The following is a 22,622-nucleotide window of genomic DNA, read 5'->3' on the forward strand; positions in this document are numbered from 1 at the left end:
TAAAATGAGGTGTTAGGATTGCTTACAATTGAAGAATATATTGCAAGGAGAAAAAAAGAAGATAAGATAGATGAATTTAATATAAATGAACGAAATGAAAATATGAGGCTGTGTGTTAATTACGTCTTTGAATACTTTAATAATTACTTAAATATTACAGAGGCAGAAGAAAAAACCGCACTAAAAGACGAGAAATTAGCTAAATATCAACAGCAACTGAAGGAATATGACCCAGAAATAATTGACTGGTTAACAGGTATTTATTCCGAGTATGGTAAGCAAATAAACAAAAACATTGGAAATATTTTAAAAGAAGATGAGTTCTTTTTTCTATATAGCTCTGATAAAGAATTTAGATCGTTATCCTATGACTGTTATTCGAAGTTGATTAAAAAGTATCCTTTTTTAAAAAATCAGACAGAGATGTTATTTTTATTTATTAAGGATTATCACAGGGTACTAAGTCAGAGAGGAATGCAAAGTGAGGGTGTATTCATTTCAGCTGAAATAAATGAGTGGATACAAAAAACGTGGACAAAGTACCAGGTTAATCTTCATGAATTTTCGTTCCAATGGGTGAATTACTTCTGGGATAATGACAATTTATGGCCAGCTTCTCATAGGAAAAAGAGTACTACTAATTATAGGAAATACGATTATGATTTTAAACAAAAAAGTAATTTGTTTAATTTAGATTCTCTTTATAGGAAGATGCCGAAAAAGTCATATACAAAAGGAAGAAAACAAGAATTTGAGATACTAATGATGTATTACTGGCTACATGAATTAAATGGTGATGAAGGTTATTGGCAGGAATATCTTGCTAAGACATTACCTTACTTGCAAGCAAATAAATAAATATAATTGATTGATTAGCATGATTTATAATATTAATTAACTGGAGGTAAGACTTTTGCCGAGTTTTAAATTACACAGGAGAGATCTTAATCTTAATAGCATTTTTCAATTGATGGGCTAAAAAGAGAATGATATTAGAAAAGACCGAGGAGATAGTTCAAATGTCTGAAGATAAAATGATAAATAACTCAAATAAAATCAATGTAATTGTTCTCTCTAACCCTATTGGTGGTGAGCTTTCTCTGGTAAAAGTAACTGATGATAAATTGGAAACAAAGAAAAAATACAAGGAGGTCCTGGTATCTGACTGGTCATTGATGACCGGGGACATATCACAGTCGGCATTTCAAGTTGCTAATCAAGGTATGACTTTAGCTCAAATTGCAAAAAAAGCACCTAATGGCTTGTTTACAGCAACTGCAAATCCTGCCAATTTGTCTAAATTTGCAAATGGAACTACAACAACAATGGTGCGAGACGCGTCGGGACGTTTAGTCGAGCACGCAGGTTTTGCTGACATTGGTTTAAGTGCTTCAGTGAATCCAGCAATTATTCTTTCAGCAGGAATGCAAGGGATGTCAGCTGTTTCAGGGACATATTATTTGCATAAAATTTATACTCAAATTAAAGATGTGGATGTGAAATTAGAAAAACTTCTAAATATTCATCATGATACAAGCATTGGGCGTTTGAATGCAGCTAGAAACGGTTTGTCTGAAATTGCAAATAGAAAATTTGTTGATACTACTGATTTATCTGCTATTAGGAGCTATAAAAAAACTGCAGATGAAATTTATGAAGAATATAAATATCGTTTAAAAAGACAAGGAAGTGAGGAAAAGGAACTTTCGGATATTGATTTTACAATTGCGATTGCTTTTGAGGCTAATAAATTATCTTTGGTTGCAGAACTAATTGAGATTGGGAAAAGAATGAAGATCGGTGGTCAAATAGAAATTATTAATGAACTAACAAGGCAGTTAAAACAAAATTATGCTAATAGTTTTTATCATAATTTTGAATTAGAAGTTGAGAAGACCTATGCAATATTACAGCAGCGTAGTAGTATCAAATTGGTTGATAAAAAGAAAAGACTGAAAAAATCATTAGATGAATTTACTGAAGTTCGTATGCCTACTGCTCGGGGCATTCCATTTATAATTGGAAAGGGCATCAAGTTAGGTGGTGCTATTAAATATAAAATCGATGTTAATAAAGTAAAAGAAAAAGTTGAGTTAGAAAACAATAACATGAGCAAATTAATAAAAGTTTTGAAACAATACAAGCAAAGAGATGGAATTGATAAAGTTATTGGTGGAGCCGTTGAACTACCATATAAGGAAACAGAAATTCTGTATATTCCTACCGAAAATAACAAACAGCGAGTATTTGTGGCATTTGAAGATGAGTAGAAATAATGAATACGATATTGAAGCCTTCAAGATTATCTTGTTGGCTTTTTTGATGCAAAAATGAGGTGATGAAAAAGTGTATGGTTTTACTATAAACGGTACAATCAACATTGTAACGATTATGGATCTAACGAAGTACCTGTCATTCCGAATACAGCGGTGATTGATACAATTGAGATTGATGGACGAGTAGGCAGTCTAACCATGTTTAAATAGTGGGGAAATACGTCTTTTTCTTTTAAAGTAGCCATTCAGATAAAGGGAAGTGGGTGAATGTGCTTTCGCAAATGTAAATGCAGAAACAATTACTCTTGTAATGAAATATGTGGTAAGTCCACTTATCAATAATAATGACATAATACATAGACAGATTGTTGAATAAAAGATTCCTTTGAGCAAAATGTTACTATRGGAACCTGTATATAAATTTTTAATTTGAAATTGAGAATTTTAGTTTTAAAGATTATGATTAAAATTAATAGAATAATGTCAATTTGTGGAGGCGATTTTTATTGGATGATTTTGAAAATATCAGAATTTATAAAGATAGAATTAGAATATTTCTTATTCTATATATTTTTTCTGAAGAATTATCGGGAAAAGATTTGTTGTTATATAAAAGAGTTTTTAAAAGTGAAGTTAGAATCCAGAAAATTGATTTTTTATTAAGGAACCCTGACTACTTATCATACGAATTACTATTATTTGCTGCAGAGGGTAAGTTTGATAGGAACGAAGTTAAGGAAATTGTAAAGGAAATATTTGATACTAAAGAACCCATTATTAGACGTTTGGAAATGGAACGTTTTTTCTTCGGTGCATATGAGGACATAGATGATGTTATTAGCTTTCTAAAAAGCATAGATTTTATTGATTTTAAAAGTAAGCGGAGCATTGACTTAAAAACAATAGATAAGCATTATTATATTACTGAATTTTCCCATAACAAGTTTGAAAATTCTCTTAAGAAACTTCCGTCGATTCAATGGTATATAAAAAGATGTATTTTGATAAAGCAATACTTTGGGGATTTAAATGGTAATCAATTGAAAGTACTACAATATCAGATAACAGAATATAGAGATGCTTCCTACAAAGAATATATTAGTGATATTCAGAGCGATGTTAAAAAACTATTCTCGGAAATGTATGGTGAAGAATTATGATATTTGATTACGATAAGTTTATTAGAAGTATACATAAGGAATATAAAGATGAGTTTTCATTAGATGAAATAAAAGAACTATTAGATATTAACGGAGATTATAATAAAGATACACCGATTTCTACTGGAAAGAGACTGTTTTTAACAAAGATAAGTTTTAAAGGTCAAAAGACTAATGGAGCAAGCATTGATTTTACTCACCCATTTGAAAGTGGTATTAATTTAATTATTGCGGATAATCTAAAAGGAAAATCAAGTATATTTAAAATGATCCAGATTGCACTTACAGGTAACAATAAGTTGAAACCTGACGTAAAAAAGTGGATCAAAATGATTAATCTAGGGTTTAAAATCAATAATAAAAATTATTCAGCTATCATAAGATTTAACAACTMTCGAATGAGTGGTTCTTTATATAGTCAAAATATTGATGATGTAAGCGATTCAGAATTAAATAAACTTACACCCGTTTTTTTGGCTAATAGTATACCAGATTATGAAAAAAATATTCAGGAGTTCTTTTTTAAACAATTCTCTTACTATTCTTTAAAATGGACACAAAAGGCTTCCCAGAAAGACAAGAATGAACTTAATGAATCTAAAGCTAGCTGGAAAACATACTTTAAATCAATCTATCTTGAATCAAAGGATAGTTCAAGTTTGATGTATGGTGGTCAAGGGAAAAAAGTATTTCAAATGTTATTGGGTCTTGATTTAACTTATGCAATTAATTACCTAACAGTTAAACACGATATGCTATCTTTTAATCAAGCTAAAGAAAAGGAATACTCTGCTCATAATGAAAAAGATGCAATTGAGAAAACTCATTTGCAAACAAGAAAAGATGAAATAGAACATGAGTTAATAAATTTAAATACAATAAATCATGGTTCTTTGATTCATCTCTATGAGGAATATGAAAAAGTTATCGATAAAATCAATTTCGAAAATTCCATTATTATTAATAATGCTAAAAAAGTAAATGAAAAATGGTCTGATATCACCTCTATAAATTCCAAAATCAACTCATATACTTCTGAACTTAAAAGAATTAATAAGGAAGTCCTTAAAACCATAAGATATATAAATGACTTAGAAGAGTATATTGAAGTTGGGAGTTTCTTTACTAATCTTGAAATAAAGCACTGCCCTAGTTGCAATCATAAAGTAAAAAATAATCAAAACAACGATAAAAAAACTTGTACTTTGTGTCATGAGGGAATTGATGATTCTAATTTTGAAATTAATAAGGAAATATTCAACCAAAAGATTTTAGCTCTAAAAATCACACTAAATGAGTTGGAAAAAGAAGAAAATATTTTAAAATCTAGCATTCATAATTTAAATGAGGAACATAGTAAAGTCAATCAATCCTATTTAGAGATGGACACCATAAAAACACAAAATAATATTTCAAATCTGAAAGATCAATTAAAAGTTATTGAGAATAAAATAGACATAGAAAAAAGAAATACTAATGATAACAGGATAATGAATTTAACTGCTGAAAAAGCAGTGATTGAGTTCCAATTATCAAAAATTGGTGTTGAAACAAATGATGACCAGCAAAATAAAGAAAATAAAAAAATACCTATTATTAATCGAGCTATAGAGAAGCTTAATAGTTTCAGATATGAAAGTAGTAAACATATTTTAAAATATTTATCAGAAAATATGTTAGAAGAACTTCACCAATTTGGATTGACATCAATTACAGAGATTAATATAAATGAAAATTTTGAAATCAAATACAAGCAAGATGAAGAATATATTGGATTTGATGATATAGCTGAAGGTGAACAGCTAAGAGCGAAAATTGCATTTTATCTTGCGCTAATCCAATTAGATATTGAAAATAACTTTGGAAGACACACTCGTTTTCTTATTTTAGATAGTCCAAATAAAGAAGAAGGAGATTCTCAATACCTAAATGGATTAACACAAACTTTAAAAAATATAGATAAGAGATTTGGTGATAAACTACAGATAATTATAGGAACAGCTGAGAGACAATTAGAGAAAACAGTAGGAAATGAAAAAATCTTTGAGAAAGGAATTTATGTTTTCTAATGAATGATAAGAATGAATTTCAGACTTGGTCTATAATGGATAAATTCAAATTCTTTGATAATAATTGTATCGATGGATTGATTAAACAAGAGATAAAAACAACACAAAAGTTTTTAATTGAAATTATATTAAATTCAAATGAGAATTTAAATATTAGAAAAAAATCTCTTGAGAACTTTATGATTTTGGTTAAGCTACAAAAAATAAAGAAAAGAGTTGCTCTTAATCTATTATTAGACGATTGGATAGACACTGATGATGTTTTTTTAGAAACATTAAGATTAAAGAATTTATTTTTATTTTATGAAGATGAATCCGAAGAGATAGAAGAAGTATATTATAACTTAGTAAAGCATAAAGAATATGAGGTTAAATCTGAAAGCGCGTATCATTTGGGATTGGTCTATTTATTTAAAGCAAATGTAATGGTAGACAAAGTTGAATATTTGACGTGTCTAACAAGGAGCCTAGAATATTTCAAGAATTCGAGCGATTATATAGAAAATAGAGTTGATTCAGATTTTTTTATAATTACAGTTACAAATTTAATTAACATTATTAAAGGTAAGGAAATTGATTTTGAACAAAATATAAGAACTACAGCCCAACTTTTGTGGCAACAACACCTTTTTACATTAGATGAAACTGTATCACCATTACAGGTAGGTCTTTATCGGACACTATGTGCCTTTGGAAAGATTAAATTAATAAGACCAAAAGATTGGTTAGATTATAGAAAAGAATTTAATGATCTGTGCTATTATTTCTATGAGATTAAAAATCAAGAAATAAAAAATAATATAACAAAGAATATTTCAGAAAACTTGATTAGACGATCCATTGAACCATTATTTGCTCTTAATTTTAATGCGGAAATTTGTAAAATCAACAAAAGGATAAACGAAGTAGAGAAAGAGTCTAAAGAATATGATTTTCTTTTATACTTAAGGGGCATTGCAACTGATTCCAAAATTAATGAGAATGCCTCTACAGATTTAATTGTTAACAAATTTATAGATACATTTCCTAATATAGAGAAAAAAAGGATTGAAAATGAAGTAAAAAAGATTAATGAGGTGCATGATACACAAAGTATGATGCACCTTTTTGAAGTATTTTCGGAGTACTCATATGAAAATCTCTTAGATTCTATGATTAGTTCGTGTATCAATATGCAGGGGAATCAAATATATAGAAATGCGACAGAGAATGAAAGGAATACTTTCATAGGATCATTACTGGAAATGGCTGGTTTTAATAATAAAGATCAGACTTTGTGGGGGAAATCTAGAGCAGGAAAAACATCTGGAGAAATAGATTTATTTGTTAAAAAGAAGAATAGTGAGCCGTTTTCAATTATTGAAGCATTAAATTTGGATTCACTAAATAAATCATACTTAGAATTACATTTGGATAAAATATTCACTTATGATACAACTGGGCTGAAATGTAATTTTATTTTAGTATATTCAACCTCTAAGAAGTTCTCTGATTTTTGGAAAAGATATGTAGAATTTATTCAAAAACATAATTATCCCTACTCCTTTTTAAGATATGAAGAAGTAGATGGCTATGATTACACAGATATCAGGGTCTGTAAAACAATCCATCAAAGGAAAGGGAAAGAAGTTTATTTGTTTCATATTTTGGTTGATTTATATTAATTGGTTTGTTTCAGCTCAATAGTATTCTCCGAATTTGGTGGTATAGACTTATTGATTAAATATTTATAAGCAGTTTTACTTTTATTTAACAAACTGCGAAAGAGTCTTGGACACTTATTCAGATGAAGAACAGATAGAATCTAGGATAGCAGCGTCAGATATAGATCTGATTCAACGCGTGAGCAAGAACTCACCAGATGGCAAGCGATAGAAGGGGATGAAAATGAGTTTAAAAACAGACATTGAAAAAATTTTTTTAGACAACACCAACTATGCAAACCCTAGTCAAGCAGTTAACCAAGCAAGTTCACTTAACGCATTATCAGGTGACTTATATACAGATTCAAAGCGATTTATTTATGAACTTTTACAAAATGCAGACGATTCTTCTCAAAACAGTGAAGATGTGAAAGTATGGATAAAAATTTTTGATGATAACTTAGTCGTTGCTCATTCAGGGAGCCCCTTCATTACTCGTGATCTTCAAGGAATTTGTAATGTAAATAATGGAACCAAAAAATCAGATTTGACGAAAACAGGCTATAAAGGCATTGGTTTCAAATCGGTTTTTGGACAATCTGATAAAGTAACAATATTTACAAAAGATGAATATTTTAGATTTGATTCTTCCTATTCATTTGAGTGGAAATGGGAAGAATCAAAGACAATATGGGAGAAAAATAATGACCGAGAATTTCAATTCCCGTGGCAAATTATTCCAATATATACAGAAGTAAAAGAAGTTTATGAGCCAATTAATCAATTTCTTAAAGATATTGATGCAAATGTTGCAACAATAATTCAAATGAAGAACGTGAATGAGACGAGTCAGGCTGTTCAAAGTCTATCACAGAACTTAAACATGTTTATATTTCTTAAAAATATCTCTGAGATTAATTTCGATATAACAGAATTAGTTACCGTTGAAATCAATCGAATAGAAAATGATAGAATCTCTTTAAAGAAAGGTAACAGTTCAAAAGCCGACTGGTTGATGAATACTATTAACCTAACAGTCCCGAGTGACGTACAGACTGCCCTAAAAGATGAACGGAATATTCCTGAGAAATTACTGAATGCTGATTTTATAGAGTTATCGTTAGCTGCCAAAGTCGGTAGTGATGGTATTACTAAACTTTCTAATCAAGAAAAACTTCTATATTCATATTTACCAACTGATGAAACAAAGTATTCTTTTCCAGTACTTGTTAATACAAGCTTTCTAACTACTGCTAATCGTGAATCACTTCATGCTGATTCAAAATGGAATCAATGGCTTTTTAAAACAATTGCTATTGAGATTTTTAAGTGGATCTCAAAATTAGTGAATACTGAGTTTCATTTTCAAGCATATCAATTAATACCTAAGGAAACCTTTGCTGACGAGCTGGGTAAGAAATTTAATGAAGGAATTAAAGATGCTCTAAAAAATATTCCGTTTGTTGTTTCTAGAGAAGGGCAGTTAATTAAAATTGAAGACACAATAGTTGATTTTACATATCTATCTGAGAAAAATTTTGTAGGTGAAGAACCTATAAAGAAATTTATTGATGTGGATAATACAAAAGAAGTTGGTCAATCAAAACAATTTGCTAAAAATACAGGTTTTTTCTTTGAATTCAAGAGGCTTGGTTCTTCATGTTTTGAATGGAAACACCTCCAAGCTTTTCTCGCCTCGGTATATTTTATTAATTCACATACAACATCTTATAATATTGAACTTATAAAACATTTTAAGAAACTCTGTGAATCAGATAAAATTAAAGATATTTCAAAAGAAATACTAACGAATTCACTATTTATTTTGGATCATAAGAATTGTATTAATTATCCATATCAAGTATGCTTTCCTACAGCAGATGATCAAAATTGGGATAACCCTAATAGTGACTTATCTTTCTTGCATAGAGATCTGCAGATGTGGCTTCTCGAAGATTCGGAAAGTCGATATTGGTTAGAGAGTTTAGGTGTAGAAGAAAAAACAGATATCACCTATATAACTCAGACTATTATACCCAAAATTGATAGTTACGTAACAGCCCAGAATGCCTTACAAACAATTAGGGATTTGTTTAATTTATATAAAACAGGAAATCTTAAAGAAGAATTGATAAAACAATTGTCAAGAATAAAACTTCTTACCCAAAGAGATTCTTTGTGTTCAGCCAAAGATTGTTTTCTTTCAGATTATTATAAACCAAGGCTAGAAATTGAAAAAATAATTGAAAAAGATATATTTGTCAGTGAATCGTATTGTTCAAATGCCCTTGAAAAGGATGAATGGAAACGTTTTTTTAAGATGCTTGGGGTTCAAGAAGGAATTACAACACCATCGTACACAAATAGACATTATAGCTCAGAATTAATTAATGCCGAGTTTAATGATAAATATTTTAAAACTGAGGATAAAAAGTTTACCCCTTTTCAAACTACTTTTACAGCGAATTGTTTCAGCGATTTAATAACTATGAACTATATTCAACTTACAGAAGACAGCCATAAGTTTGCTTTCAAATTTTGGTCTGATTATATAGAAAATTATGAACCCAATATTATCAAAGAACCAGCAATTGCATATTGGGGGCATGAGAATAGACCTGGACGGACAAACGGTAATCGAGTCGAAAACTATGTTCCATGGTTTGTTAAAAACATACAATGCATTCCTACTCTTTCGGAAAAATGTGAAACTGCATCTTCTGTATTTCTTAACACAGAAGAGATAAATGCTATTTCTGGAAAATATTTACCTGTATTCAATGGTCCCGAATTATCGTCAGATTGGAAAGCCTTCTTTAATTTTCGAACAAGCTTTGAATTGTCGGACTACTTAGAATTGCTTAGTAAAATTTCGTTAGATATTGACGACAAGGGAAGCGTAAAGAATGATAATTACAAAAAAATTCAATCTATTTACTCCGCGTTATTAACCCAATGTGTTAATTGGAGTACTGACGATATGGAAAAAGTTGAAGAATGGGCTTCTACTGGTTTATTGTTAAATACAAAAAATCAATTCACAGAATGCAACTCTCTCAAATATTTCTTAGATGGTAATGAAGCTATTTTCCAAGAACAGTATTGTTTTGTACTGCTTAGTGCTGAAAATAGGAAAAATCCAAATCTTGAAAAATTCTTAATGCACTTTAAAGTAAAGCTATTGAGACAAAGTGAATTTGAGCTAGTTCACACTCAAGAAGAAGTAAGTTCGAGGTTGAAGAATAAATTGAAGATTATTATTCCATATTTTAAAATATGGATTGAAAATGAAGATAGTGATTCTAATACAAGAGACAGCTTAGAAAACCTAGAAGATAAAATTGAAACCTTAGAAGTTTTTCAGGCTGAAGAGCTTAAAATTACATATAAGGGCATTGATTTTATTAAGAGCGTAAATATTCATTTTAATGAAACCAGTCTTTATGTAACGAATCCTTGGAATGCCAATAGTGTATTATTAAAATTATCTGAAGTTTTATGTCGTTATTTTCATCTAGTTGGACACGATAAGAAATTAGACTTTTTACTTAGATCTACTGATGATGAGATTCAAAAGTACTTTATGCAAGAAGAGCTCAACATACCAGAAGAAGTTCTTGAAATAAGAAATAATTTTGAAACTGAAGCACAAAATCAAAAAATATATTCTTTTTCGGATCTTGAGACAGCGATCAATGAAAAAAATATATCTCCAGAATTCTTTCATTTATCAACGAATGATTATAGTCGATTGAAGTATATAGAACAACTTATTACAAGAGCAGTAACTAACGTAATAGAACATCTCAAGTCACTCCCGGAATACGACTGTTCGCATTTTTATAAGATTGCTGATAGTATTATTGGTGGTATTACCAAAAATGGGAATGAGATAACTGTAGTTGCAAGACCCTCAGATAATGATGAAGTGCTAGTTTATTACACCTCTGAATTTGATGTTCTTGAATATGTAGACGCTGAACTTTGGTATGAAGATGGTATCAACATCCCTAAACAAATAACTTTGGGGCAGCTCCTGAAAAAAACAGGCATTAATAGAATCCCTATAAAAAATATTGATATTACAGACTCTGAACTTGAAACAATATTAAATGATCCTAAATCTGAAGTATTAGAATTTAATGCTGTACCATATGTTCCACAAAAAATAGCGAAAATTATTTCATCCTTTGCTAATACCGATGGAGGAACAATGATTTTTGGACTTAAAGAAAATTTACCGACTTCAAATGAGATTGTTGGACTTAGTACTGATTTTCAGGTTGTTGAAATTACAAAAAAAGCAATTTCCCTACTTTCACCAATTCCATCAGTAACTTATGACTGGTTAAAAAGTGGAGAAAAATTCATTTTTGTGATCAAAACAGAAAAAGCAGATAATGATATATTGTTAGAGAACCAAAAGTATATCAGAGAAGAATTTAATAGTTTCTTAGAAGAAAAGACATCAGAGTATAAAACTACATTAAATATCTCTAGGATTAATAAAACTATAGCGATTATAATAGCAATAGAAAACTATGCCCCTAGACAAGAGAATCAAATATCAAACGTAAAATATGCTATCAAGGATGCACTTAAATTCAAAGAAATGTTGATTAAATCAATGAATGTAGATGAAAATGATATTTACATGATTAGAAATGAAGAGGCTTTGAAAAGTACTTTAGAGTATGAATTTAGAACTTTATTTTATTCTTTAACAGAACAGGATCGCTTGGTTTTTTATTATGTTGGACATGGTTTTCATAATGGTATCACAAATTACCTATCAACTTATGATATGCATCAATACAATATCGCAGATACTGCGGTTTCATTACGTAAAATCCTCCTTGATCCTTTACGAGAATCTAAATGCAAAAATGCACTTATTTTTATAGATGCTTGTGCACAAAGCTTCCGGGATGAAAATGAGCGAAGTCAGATTACTGATTTTAATGATGAGGAACTAAAATTGCTTACTAATGAATTTCCGTATTATGCAACATTTCTATCTTGTCAACCAGGACAAAGCTCTTATTCAAGTGACATCTTGAATAATGGAATATGGACTTATCATTTAGTTAAAGCAATAAGTGGTGATGTATCAGAAGTCCTACGTAGTAATAAATATATTACAGACAGATTATTGAATGACTATCTTTCTAGTAGTGTATCTATGTATACAAAAAAAGAGCTTGGATATAATCAAAATCCCAAAGCGATTCTAGACACAAGCTATGAAAATATAATTGCAGAAAAAAAGGAAAATATTCAATACCTAGATGTCCACGTGTAGAAGATTTAAAAAACTTAAAGCAAGTGTAGTTAAGTTTATGCAAAACCCGTAATTCACCCTAGGGTGAATTAATACCCTTCCGCCAAGGAAACCAGTGGGTCTTCATGAAATCATTTTTGTCTACTCAAGGCACGTTGAGACAGTTCGTTGATGGAGTTGAAATAGCATGGTATCAATATGCATAACGGATTCAATTGAGTTATAGTTCAAAGTTAATCCACAGTGTTATCTTGCTATAGAAATAGTTGCATTAATTTTTCCGTAAATGGCCAGGATTTTGGAGTAACTCTCTTATGTTACGTAGTACAACGATACTATTCAATAGAAAATGATATTCCACAATCGGGTGTATTTCGGAAGACCATAAGCCTAATTCCTCGGTAAAAATAAGGAGGAATAGGCTTTTTCACTTCAAAATCCTTGATGTTTTTCTATTGGTAAACGCGTTGACAGCAAATGGTAAATTCCGTGGCAACTGCTTGTAAAGAACATGGCAGAGGTGGTACATTCTTGTGGCTGTAATATTTGCTAAAGAAAGCAGGTTAACAGAAATAATTTTAAACTTCTTATTAATATTTACCATGTTTAATTTGGTCACATATTAATTTAAGATGTAGTATAATAAAACTAATTTGCTTACTAGAATGGTATAAATTGATTCAATTTGGAAAAGGGGAGTTAAAATATTGACAAATAAACATTTAATGATAGTAGATGGTATGGCACTTTTATTTCGCTCTTTTTACGCTACTGCTGTGAACAACTATTTTATGATAAATAGTAAAGGTGTCCCAACTAATGCGCTTTTTGGGTTTGTTAAGCACTTATTTAGTGCTAAGGATTATTTTAATCCGACACATATCATTTGTTGTTGGGATATGGAGGGACAAACACATAGATCAAAAATATTTCCAGAATACAAGGCTAACCGTTCCGAGGCTCCATTAGAACTATTACCCCAATTCGGTTTAGTAAAAGAATTGGTTACTTCACTAGATATTCCAAATGTAGGTGTTAAAGGATATGAAGCTGACGATTGTATAGGTACGATTGTAAATGAAATAAGTAACGATACAAAGATTACAGTTGTTACTGGGGATAAGGATTTACTACAACTAATTAATGATAATACTTCTGTTGCTATTTTAAAAAAGGGAATTGGAAATTATGATTTATTCTCAATGGATAAGTTTGTTCAAGATTATGGAATACTGCCGAATCAATTTAGTGATGTAAAGGCATTAAYGGGTGATTCATCTGACAATTATCCAGGTGTTAAGGGAATAGGAGAAAAAACTGCAATTAAATTTATAAAAGAATTTAATTCTATAAATGGATTATTAGAGAATTTGGATAAATTAACAAATGCACAAAGAATGAAAATAGAAAGAGACTTAGAAAACTTAGAAATCTCAAAAAAATTAGCAGAAATTTATAACCAGGTACCAATAAATTATAATTTAGAACATTCAGAAGTTAAAATAAAAAAATCAAAGGCTTTAGAAATGTTTGAAAACCTGGAATTTAAAGGTTTAGAAAAAATCATAAGTTAACAATTAACAATTGAAAATAATAAACAATTAGTGGGGAAATATGGGGTTTTTATATGATTTTTGTGTTCTAAATATGAACACAAAAATTTTTTTTTGTGAATTTTCCTCAATAATATTATGTTCATATTATTATTATGTTCTTGTGGATATTGAATGGAAGGAAAAGCTTGATTTAATCATATATTTATTGAAAAATTATTTTGTTTATATTGTTCAGAACGTACGTTTGTGTGTAGACTAAAGGGAACCGCGGTGAAGCACCTGTTGAATTAATACCGCAGTTTGATTTGGTCAAGGAAGTAGTGGAGTCCTTTGATATACCGAACATTGGATTAGTGGGTTATGAGGCAGATGACTGCATTGGGACGCTTGCTTACCAGGCAAAAGAACATGCACATGTGTCTATCCTAACGGGTGATCAAGATATCCTTCAACTCCTTGATGATAATATATCCGTTATCTTATTAAAAAAGGGCTACGGAAATTACCTGGTGCATACCCCTGATACCTTTTTTGAAGAAAAAGGGATTAAGCCTAGACAAATGATTGATTTAAAAGCGTTAATGGGTGATCCAAGCGACAACTATCCTGGTGTAAAGGGAATTGGCGAGAAGACGGCACTTAAGCTTCTGAAAGAATTTGAACACGTTGAGGGAATCATTACGAATCTGAATAGTCTTTCTAAGTCCCATAAGACGAAGATTGAACAGGATTTGGAAATGCTCCATTTATCAAGAATACTTGCGGAAATTAAGTGTGATGTACCCGTAACCTGTGTTTTAGAAGATGCGGGCCTTAAAATTGAAAAAGAAAAAGCAGTAAATAAATTAATGGAATTAGAGCTTCGCGGTCTGCAGCGGTTATTGCCGCTTGCTGAATCGTTTGTTTCATAAAATAAGTTGGAAGGCTGTCCCTTTGTGACAGCCTTTTCGATTTATATTATATTTTTGTATTACTTTTCTTAGCTCTATTTTCTAACTTGCTCTTTGGAGCTTCTGCAAAATCTGCGTCTTGCCCTACACCTTGAGGCGTCACGCCAGGTGCCTTCACCCCTCGATTTCGATGACCATTTTTACTCATATACGTTCACCTCCCGTTTTTTAGTATTTCCAGCAGGAATAATAAAACTCATCTTTCTAAACAATAAACATAGGGGTGATGAAATGAATAAAGGTGTTTATTTAGCCCTTTTCAGTATTGGTCTGGCACAGGGCATGAAAATTCCAATCCATTATTTTAAAAACCAGGAATGGCGTCCAGAATTGTTTTTCCAAACTGGCGGTATGCCAAGTTCACACTCGGCAGGTGTTTCAACCCTGACTACCTACATTGCTTTACAACGTGGACTTCCGACCTTTGATTTTGCTTTGTCACTTGTTTACGGGCTGATTGTTATGTACGATGCCCAAGGAATTCGTCGACAGGCAGGAGAACTCACTTTAAAGGTTAATTCAATGAATGAATTAATTGAAAAAATTCATAAAGATGAAAGTGTTGAATTTGAACAAGAAGCACCAAAAAAATTAAAAGAAATGTTAGGGCATCAGCCACAAGAGGTAATCGGCGGGGCTCTCTTAGGTACAGCAGTTGGATTAATTGGACACTTATGTACAAAAAAGAATAGAAAATTGTCGAATTTTGGTGTAAAATTTGATAAAAGCTGGTTTTAATTGGATGGGAGAGGAATGGAAATAGCAGTGTTAACAGTGGACGAATATGTGCATTATCTGCGGGGAAAGGGCTTTCAATTTGAAGAGGATGCCATTGGGTTTATTTACTTCGGCAAACACTACACAAATGCACCTGATGAGTTAATCAATACAGCAATTGAGCTTACATTAAAAGCTCAAAAAAGCTTTGATGGCAGCTTCTATGTGTCGCTGTTAGAAACATTAGTTTCAAATAAAATAGGAACTAGAACAGAGGCAATAAAATTTGTGAAAGAAAAAGAAATTATGGCAATTTAACTATATACAAAAAAATACTCCCTTACTAGATGAGGGAGTATTTTTTATTGTGCCTCTAGATTGTTTTTTCGGATTGCTAGCCTGGATAGCTCGTCAGCAACCTTATTTTCTATGCTGGGGATCCATTTCATGAAAAATAAATCAAACTTACTGGACAACCGCAGTGCATCTTCAAGAAGAGGAGAGTACAGTTTGTTTTTAGCAAATTGTTTCTCTACTGCTTTATTAACTAACTCCGAATCTGTACGGAATGAAACAACTGAGTGGGTATACCCCTTTTCAATACAAATTTCTAATGCTTTAATCAATGCATGATATTCCGCCTCGTGATTGGACATAATTCCTAAAGGAATGGAATACTTTTCTGCACTCCCTTGCCCTTTAATAAAAATACCAGCACCACTTGGTCCTGGATTACCAGCACTCGCCCCGTCTATATAGACTTCTATCAAGACTTCATTCCTCCATATCAAATAAATAAAGCTTTTTTTCTTATTTTAACACAAACCTGCCATAATTTATTTATAGGTCTATCGACGAGTAAGAAAATGGGTATGCTAAGAAATATAGGTTATACATATTTTAGTAGGAAGCCAATTTTTTTAAAAAATGAAATAAAGTAAGAAAGGTTGAAAATGATGAACTATAAGCTAGAATGGAATTATAAGGTAAAAGGAAACGAAAAAATTCAATTTAACTCAGATTATGTGTCTGCAGATTTAGCCATACAAGTTGCTCAGGAACTCGAAAAGACAGGAAAAGCGAGTGACATTTATTTTTATGATGAGAAAGGCACATCGTGGATCCTCAAGGAAATGATTAAATTAACAGCGGAAATTGAAGAAGACCCGCATGACATAACCGTATATTTTGATGGAGGATTCCATAAGGAAACGAATCAGGCCGGTCTCGGGGCAGTTGTTTTTTTCAATCAAGGGAAAAAGAAATTTCGGATAAGAGCGAATCAACTCTTTGATGAAATGGAAACCAATAATGAAGCTGAATATGCTGCTTTTTATTATGCACTCAACATATTGGAGGAGTTAGGTGTTCAGAACCTCTCTTGTGAATTTAAAGGAGACTCTCAGGTTGTTTTAAAGCAGCTGGAAGGTGAATGGCCATGTTATGAAGAAGTTCTAAACCAATGGTTAGATCGGATTGAAGAGAAAATCAAAGCACTAGGCATTACACCAAAATACACGTCAATATTAAGAAAAGATAATAAAGAAGCTGATAAATTAGCCACACAAGCATTAGAAGGAAAAGAAATATTTGCTAAGTCGCAAATACTTTAAGAATTGAGGTGAGTACCTTCTCGTGAAGGATTCGAATAGGAAAGAATTGTTTAACCATGTTGGAGCTCTATTAGCTCAATACTGTGATGGCTGCCTCCTGCATAAACATTTTAAACAAGAAGGTGGCAGAAGATCTGCACATCGGTTTTGTATTTCTCAATGTACGGTTGGAGAAAGACTAAAGAAGTATGGAAAAAAGCTTATGTGATTGTTCTTTCATGTTGAAATACATTTAAAGGCTGACATAAATGTCAGCCTTCGGTTAAATCATTAATGTAAGATTAAAGTTTTACTACGTTAGCAGCTTGTGGTCCACGGTTTCCTTCAACGATTTCGAAAGAAACTTCTTGGCCTTCTTCCAAAGATTTGAAACCTTCGCCAGTGATTGCGCTAAAGTGTACGAATACGTCGTCGCCACCCTCAACCTCGATAAAACCGAAACCTTTTTCATTGTTGAACCATTTTACTTTACCGTTTTGCATCTACTTCTTCCTCCTAAGCCTTTCAAGACACTTATTTTAGCGTCAAAGATCAATATTATCATGTAAAAAAATTTTATGTATAGTACATGATGCTTTAAATATACACGAAGAAAAAAAGTCAGTCAAGAAATGTAAGCGCTTTTTATTCTAAGTTATTAAACAGCTAAATTATTAAAACGCTAAACATAAAAAAGATTCAACTTCATATCTTAATAACAAAGCTGGATAAAGGGTGAGGGAGAATGTATCGATTTTCAATTGAGGAAGAAGAGTGGATTTTAAGATTCTCACCACAAGTTTTAATCGAATCTGATGAGCAGCAGGCAATCTTGATGTCTTTGCTGCAAATTGGTAAAGGGTTATCAGGTTATTCACATGGGGATGCCTTTCTGATCTTTACTGAACAGATTGGGGCAATAGTTTTCAATGTTGAAAGAATCCCATCCTTTATTTTAACCGTTTCAAATATTATTCCTGAGAGCAACTGGTATAGAAATTTCTCATCATAAATTAATGATCAAAAATGAGTAGAGTGAAAAAGAATCACTCTTCTTTCTTTTGGTTAAGGTTTGCTTCTTTTGAGTTGATCCAAGGTAGTTTTTCATTCTCCTAGTCTACCTTTAGCCAATTTTTTTATCTTTACGGATGAAGCAAGAAATGGGAAAATGAATCCGGAAAGTTTTATACAAGAAGGGGTATTCGAATGAAACTAATAATTGCTGAGAAACCCGACCAAGGATCAACACTGGCATCTATTTTTAAACACAAAAAACAAAATGGTTTTATTGAGATTTTTCCTAATGAACTTTTTACAAAAGGTGCCTATGTTACATGGGCAGTGGGGCATTTATGTCAGCTTGTTGCACCTGAAAAATACGAACCGGGTTGGAAGAAATGGGCTTTAGACAATCTTCCTATGATCCCTGAACATTTCCAATATGAAGTAACCAAGGATAAAGCGAAGCAATTTGCTATTATTAAAAAGTTAATTTCTAATCCATTGGTTACCGAAATTATCCATGCTGGAGATGCTGGGCGAGAAGGAGAACTAATTATTCGTAATATTCTAAGGGTAACGAACTGTAAAAAGCCGATGAAACGTCTTTGGATTTCCTCTTTAACGGCTAATAGCATTCGAGAAGGTTTTAATAAATTGCTAGATGAAAATGATACGAGAAGCTTATATTTCGAGGCTTATACACGAGCATGTGCTGATTGGGTAGTAGGAATGAATGCTTCTAGGCTTTATAGCTTACTATTACAAAAACAGGGATTTTCCGATGTGTTTTCAGTAGGAAGGGTACAAACCCCAACATTAGCTCTCATTGTCAAAAGGGAACTTGAAATAGAGAAATTTAATTCTGAACCATTTTGGGAAGTCATTGCCCATTTTGAAATGAATGGAAAAAAATACTCTGGTAAGTGGCAGAATGATGGAGAATCACGTGTAAAAACAAAAGAATTAGCAGAGAAGGTTGCAGCTTTTTGCCGTACGAAGGCAGCTCAGGTTTCCGAGATCCATTCTGAAAAGAAAGAATTTTTGCCGCCATTATTATATAATTTGTCAGCATTACAAGCGGAGGCTAATAAGCGCTTTAAATTTCCCCCGAAAAAGACACTGGATGTCCTACAAAAGCTATATCAAAAAGGAGTGGTATCATATCCCCGCTCGGATTCAAGGTATGTAACAAAAGAAGAAGCGAATACCTTCCCGGAAATCTTAAAAAAGCTAAGTCATGTTAACGGATATGAAAAATACTTCCCACTCCCTATAGCTTCTATCACGGATAATAAACGGTATGTAAATGAAAAGAAAGTTACAGACCACTATGCGATTATCCCTACGGAACAACTTCCCAATATGGCGAAGCTAGATGAGGATGAGAAAAAACTATATGATTTAGTTGTTTTAAGTCTGATAGCCGCACATTACGAAAAAGCAATTGCTGAATATACTACTGTTACGACTCTAGTAGATGGACGGGCAGTGTTTCTATCCAAGGGAAAAGTTCAAATTCAGGAAGGATGGAGAAAGGTTCTCTATCAAAAGGAATCTGAAGAGGAACCAGTACTTCCAAAGCTTGAAAAGGGTGAGCTGGGTCGGACTGTAAAAGTGGATGTTAAAGAAAGCCAGACACAGCCCCCTAAGCGTTATACAGAGGGGCAACTAATAACTTTAATGAAAACAGCGGGCAAACATATAGAAGATAAAGAACTGGAAAAAATCTTATCTAATACTGAAGGTCTTGGTACAGAGGCTACACGAGCAGGTATTATTACGATGTTAAAGGATCGTCAGTATATAAACGTATCTAAAAATATGGTATATGCAACAGCAAAAGCTAAAATTTTAATTGAGGCAATTGGGCAAGAAATACTTGCATCCCCGGAAATGACGGCAAAATGGGAGCAAAAATTAAAAGAAATTTCTAACGGAACCGCTTCCCCAAAACATTTTATGGAACAGACAAATAAAATGGTATTTCATTTGATTTCTTCTGGTATGGAGCACTCGGAAAATTGGAGTTTTTCAGAAGAAATTAGAGAAAATTTCACACCTGGCAAGCAGAAAACACGGATGAAATCGCCTGCTAAATTGGGCGCTTGTAAAAAGTGTGATGGTTCTATTATTGACAAGGGAAGTTTTTATGGCTGTTCTAGTTATCAAAAAAACAAATGTAACTTTACCATCTCCAAAAAAATCTTAGGAAAAAACATAACTCAAAAGCAAATTAAACAGCTTCTTTCTGAGGGCAAGACGGAAGTAATAGAGGGGTTCTCCAATAAAGAAAAAACCTTTAATGCGAGGCTTTCATTAGATGAAAGAGAACTTAAGCTCAAATTTCTGTTCGGTGAAGAACGATTAGAGGTATCACAAGGAAAGTGAAATTGTTAAACTAGCTTGTCACATATTTTTAACTATAGTAAACTTTTAGGTGATAATTTTTTTTGGAGGGTCCGGGATGCCAACACCTAGTATGGAAGATTACATTGAACAAATATATATACTAATTGAAGAAAAAGGGTACGCCAGAGTCTCTGATATTGCTGAGGCGTTATCCGTCCATCCCTCCTCAGTAACCAAGATGGTGCAAAAATTAGATAAAGATGGGTATTTAGTGTATGAAAAATACAGGGGACTTACGTTAACGGCAAAGGGAAATAAAATTGGTAAGCGACTTGTCTTTAGACATGAATTGCTCGAACAGCTTTTAAAGATCATTGGGGTGAAAGACGAAAATATTTACAAAGATGTAGAAGGTATTGAGCATCATTTAAGCTGGGACTCCATTGATCGAATTGGTGACCTCGTACAATATTTTGAAGAAGATCCGGCGCGGATACAGGCCTTAAAAGAAATTCAGAAGCTAAATGAAGCTGAAAATCAATAGACAAAAAGATGAAGCATCTGGCTAGAAATAGCCAGATGCTTTTTAAAATAGGTTTGGGATTTGGTCTAAAGACTCTCCTATCTCTGGGCTAAGTGTTAAATTTCCATAGTCATCTACAGTTGTTTGAACACCTTGAATCAATCCACTCTCTGTATCCATTAGAGCTTTACGATAGGAAATCACTCTTCCTGAAGATGTCACAAAGTTAATAATTTCACCAAAATGATTACGGTGAATGGCTACTAATGTCTCCACAATGATCCCCCCTTCTTAGTTATTTTCTCTAACTTTAACCAATAATAAACTTGCTTTGGTTGGTTTGTTGGGAAAATGATAAAAAAAACAGAGGGAGTCCTCTGCTAGTTTTCTTCAATATCAATATCAAAATTTGATGACAGAACCTTCTTTTCGGGCCTTTAATCCCAATTAAATGGTGTCTCTTGATAGACATAATAGTTAAGCCAATTAGAAAAGAATAAATGGCCATGGGCACGCCAGCGGTTAACCGGAGGACGGCTCGGGTCATTATTTGGAAAATAGTTCACAGGAACATGGATTTCCAGACCCTTATTTTTATCCCGAATATATTCCTGTGCCAAAGATTCTGATTCATATTCTAAATGTCCCGTAATCATAACATGCCTGCGATCCGTTGAGGCAATTAAAAGTGCACCTGCTTCTTCAGATGCTGCCAGAAGCTTTAACTTCGAATTCGCTTCAATCTCCCCGATTGATACATCGGTGTAACGAGAATGGGGAGCATAAAAATGATCATCAAATCCTCTCAGCAGGTTATCATTATAATCGGAAATTTGATGTGCATAGATTCCTGAACATTTTCTAGGCAGTTCATATTTACCGATTCCATAGTGAAAGGATAGTGCTGCTTGCGCGCCCCAGCAAATATGTAATGTTGATGTAACGTTTTGTTTGGTCCATTCCATAATCTGAGTTAGCTCATTCCAATATTTCACCTCGTCAAAATCTAACAGTTCAACGGGTGCACCAGTAATAATCATGCCATCAAACTTTTGATTCTTAATCTCAGAGAAAGTTGTATAGAACTGTTCAAGATGTTGCTTGCTCGTATTAGTTGCCTCGTAGGAATTGGTTTTTAAAAATCTTACATTCACTTGCAGGGGACTGTTTCCCAAAAGTCTAAGAAGCTGTGTCTCTGCTTTTTCTTTCTCAGGCATTAAGTTCAGAATTAATATATTTAATGGTCTGATATCCTGGCAAACGGCTCTTTCATCATCCATGATGAAAATATTCTCTTGCTCAAGTATTTCCCGTGCAGGCAGTAGCTTAGGGATATTAATAGGCAAGTGATCGACCTCCTCTAATAGGGTTGAAACCTAATTTTTAAAATATTTGGTATTTAATATTATAAACATTAACCTGAATTCAGAAAAGAATATTTTTTTGTTAAAAAAGTTACACGTGATAAATAGCTTATTTGTTACAATTATAGAGGCTTTTATTT

19 protein-coding genes and 1 pseudogene are annotated in these 22,622 nt (G+C 32.3%); 15 read left to right on the forward strand and 5 right to left on the reverse strand.

Features of this window, described 5'->3' with window-relative positions; translation table 11 throughout:
* Positions 1 to 9 precede the first annotated feature (9 nt).
* From BTR25_RS15585 to BTR25_RS15620, 8 genes and pseudogenes are all read left to right on the forward strand, one after another.
* Positions 10 to 858 carry a hypothetical protein gene (locus BTR25_RS15585; RefSeq protein WP_483295262.1) on the forward strand — a complete coding sequence of 283 codons (849 nt, stop codon included), beginning with the start codon at positions 10 to 12 and terminating at the stop codon, positions 856 to 858.
* A gap of 161 nt (positions 859 to 1,019) precedes the next feature.
* A complete protein-coding gene (locus BTR25_RS15590; RefSeq protein WP_075688975.1) occupies positions 1,020 to 2,270 on the forward strand; it encodes a hypothetical protein in 1,251 nt (416 codons plus the stop codon).
* 512 nt (positions 2,271 to 2,782) lie between these two features.
* Complete coding sequence (locus BTR25_RS15595; RefSeq protein WP_075688976.1) at positions 2,783 to 3,436, forward strand: hypothetical protein; 654 nt, start codon at positions 2,783 to 2,785, stop codon at positions 3,434 to 3,436.
* On the forward strand, positions 3,433 to 5,505 hold the full coding sequence (locus BTR25_RS15600) for a coiled-coil domain-containing protein (RefSeq protein WP_075688977.1): 2,073 nt from the start codon (positions 3,433 to 3,435) through the stop codon (positions 5,503 to 5,505). Before BTR25_RS15595 ends, BTR25_RS15600 begins: the two co-directional genes overlap by 4 nt.
* Entirely contained in the window at positions 5,505 to 7,169 is a 1,665-nt protein-coding gene (locus BTR25_RS15605; protein WP_075688978.1) for a hypothetical protein, read from the forward strand. Before BTR25_RS15600 ends, BTR25_RS15605 begins: the two co-directional genes overlap by 1 nt.
* 223 nt (positions 7,170 to 7,392) lie before the next feature.
* Entirely contained in the window at positions 7,393 to 12,450 is a 5,058-nt protein-coding gene (locus BTR25_RS15610; protein ID WP_075688979.1) for a sacsin N-terminal ATP-binding-like domain-containing protein, read from the forward strand.
* A gap of 686 nt (positions 12,451 to 13,136) precedes the next feature.
* Positions 13,137 to 14,003, forward strand: a complete 867-nt coding sequence (locus BTR25_RS15615; RefSeq protein WP_175596803.1) for a 5'-3' exonuclease — start codon at positions 13,137 to 13,139, stop codon at positions 14,001 to 14,003.
* 239 nt (positions 14,004 to 14,242) lie between these two features.
* A pseudogene (locus tag BTR25_RS15620) lies at positions 14,243 to 14,896 on the forward strand (5'-3' exonuclease); the annotation flags it as partial.
* A gap of 46 nt (positions 14,897 to 14,942) precedes the next feature.
* Here the strand turns inward: BTR25_RS15620 and sspL are convergent.
* Positions 14,943 to 15,083 (reverse strand): small, acid-soluble spore protein L, encoded by a 141-nt coding sequence (gene sspL / locus BTR25_RS15625; RefSeq protein WP_075688980.1) that lies wholly within the window; start codon positions 15,081 to 15,083, stop codon positions 14,943 to 14,945.
* 83 nt (positions 15,084 to 15,166) lie between these two features.
* Between sspL and BTR25_RS15630 the strand changes: the two genes are divergently transcribed.
* Positions 15,167 to 15,673, forward strand: a complete 507-nt coding sequence (locus tag BTR25_RS15630) for a divergent PAP2 family protein (protein ID WP_075688981.1) — start codon at positions 15,167 to 15,169, stop codon at positions 15,671 to 15,673.
* A gap of 15 nt (positions 15,674 to 15,688) precedes the next feature.
* Positions 15,689 to 15,970: a DUF6123 family protein gene (locus BTR25_RS15635; RefSeq protein ID WP_254842728.1), complete on the forward strand. Its 282-nt coding sequence runs from the start codon at positions 15,689 to 15,691 to the stop codon at positions 15,968 to 15,970.
* 44 nt (positions 15,971 to 16,014) lie between these two features.
* On the opposite strand, the gene BTR25_RS15640 is transcribed toward BTR25_RS15635, so the two are convergent.
* Positions 16,015 to 16,422 carry a reverse transcriptase-like protein gene (locus BTR25_RS15640; protein ID WP_075688982.1) on the reverse strand — a complete coding sequence of 136 codons (408 nt, stop codon included), beginning with the start codon at positions 16,420 to 16,422 and terminating at the stop codon, positions 16,015 to 16,017.
* 186 nt (positions 16,423 to 16,608) lie between these two features.
* Between BTR25_RS15640 and BTR25_RS15645 the strand changes: the two genes are divergently transcribed.
* Both BTR25_RS15645 and BTR25_RS15650 read left to right on the forward strand, forming a co-directional pair.
* Positions 16,609 to 17,265 (forward strand): reverse transcriptase-like protein, encoded by a 657-nt coding sequence (locus BTR25_RS15645; RefSeq protein ID WP_075688983.1) that lies wholly within the window; start codon positions 16,609 to 16,611, stop codon positions 17,263 to 17,265.
* A gap of 22 nt (positions 17,266 to 17,287) precedes the next feature.
* Positions 17,288 to 17,473 carry a zinc-finger domain-containing protein gene (locus BTR25_RS15650; RefSeq protein ID WP_075688984.1) on the forward strand — a complete coding sequence of 62 codons (186 nt, stop codon included), beginning with the start codon at positions 17,288 to 17,290 and terminating at the stop codon, positions 17,471 to 17,473.
* 73 nt (positions 17,474 to 17,546) lie between these two features.
* On the opposite strand, the gene cspD is transcribed toward BTR25_RS15650, so the two are convergent.
* A complete protein-coding gene (cspD, locus tag BTR25_RS15655; protein ID WP_026563856.1) occupies positions 17,547 to 17,747 on the reverse strand; it encodes a cold-shock protein CspD in 201 nt (66 codons plus the stop codon).
* A 242-nt stretch (positions 17,748 to 17,989) separates the two neighbouring features.
* Here cspD and BTR25_RS15660 point away from each other — a divergent pair, with 242 nt between their 5' ends.
* From BTR25_RS15660 to mntR, 3 genes are all read left to right on the forward strand, one after another.
* Complete coding sequence (locus BTR25_RS15660; RefSeq protein WP_075688985.1) at positions 17,990 to 18,256, forward strand: hypothetical protein; 267 nt, start codon at positions 17,990 to 17,992, stop codon at positions 18,254 to 18,256.
* Positions 18,257 to 18,450: 194 nt separating this feature from the next.
* Positions 18,451 to 20,634 carry a DNA topoisomerase III gene (locus BTR25_RS15665; RefSeq protein ID WP_075688986.1) on the forward strand — a complete coding sequence of 728 codons (2,184 nt, stop codon included), beginning with the start codon at positions 18,451 to 18,453 and terminating at the stop codon, positions 20,632 to 20,634.
* Between the two features lie 76 nt (positions 20,635 to 20,710).
* Positions 20,711 to 21,139, forward strand: a complete 429-nt coding sequence (mntR, locus tag BTR25_RS15670) for a transcriptional regulator MntR (RefSeq protein ID WP_075688987.1) — start codon at positions 20,711 to 20,713, stop codon at positions 21,137 to 21,139.
* Positions 21,140 to 21,181: 42 nt separating this feature from the next.
* On the opposite strand, the gene BTR25_RS15675 is transcribed toward mntR, so the two are convergent.
* Both BTR25_RS15675 and metA read right to left on the reverse strand, forming a co-directional pair.
* Positions 21,182 to 21,394: a DUF3892 domain-containing protein gene (locus BTR25_RS15675; RefSeq protein WP_139311259.1), complete on the reverse strand. Its 213-nt coding sequence runs from the start codon at positions 21,392 to 21,394 to the stop codon at positions 21,182 to 21,184.
* 161 nt (positions 21,395 to 21,555) lie between these two features.
* Positions 21,556 to 22,464, reverse strand: coding sequence for a homoserine O-acetyltransferase MetA (gene metA, locus BTR25_RS15680; protein WP_075688989.1), 909 nt, complete (start codon positions 22,462 to 22,464; stop codon positions 21,556 to 21,558).
* Positions 22,465 to 22,622 lie beyond the last annotated feature (158 nt).

The sequence above is a fragment of the Bacillus sp. MRMR6 genome (assembly GCF_001940785.1).
Classification (GTDB): Bacteria; Bacillota; Bacilli; order Bacillales; family Cytobacillaceae; genus Neobacillus.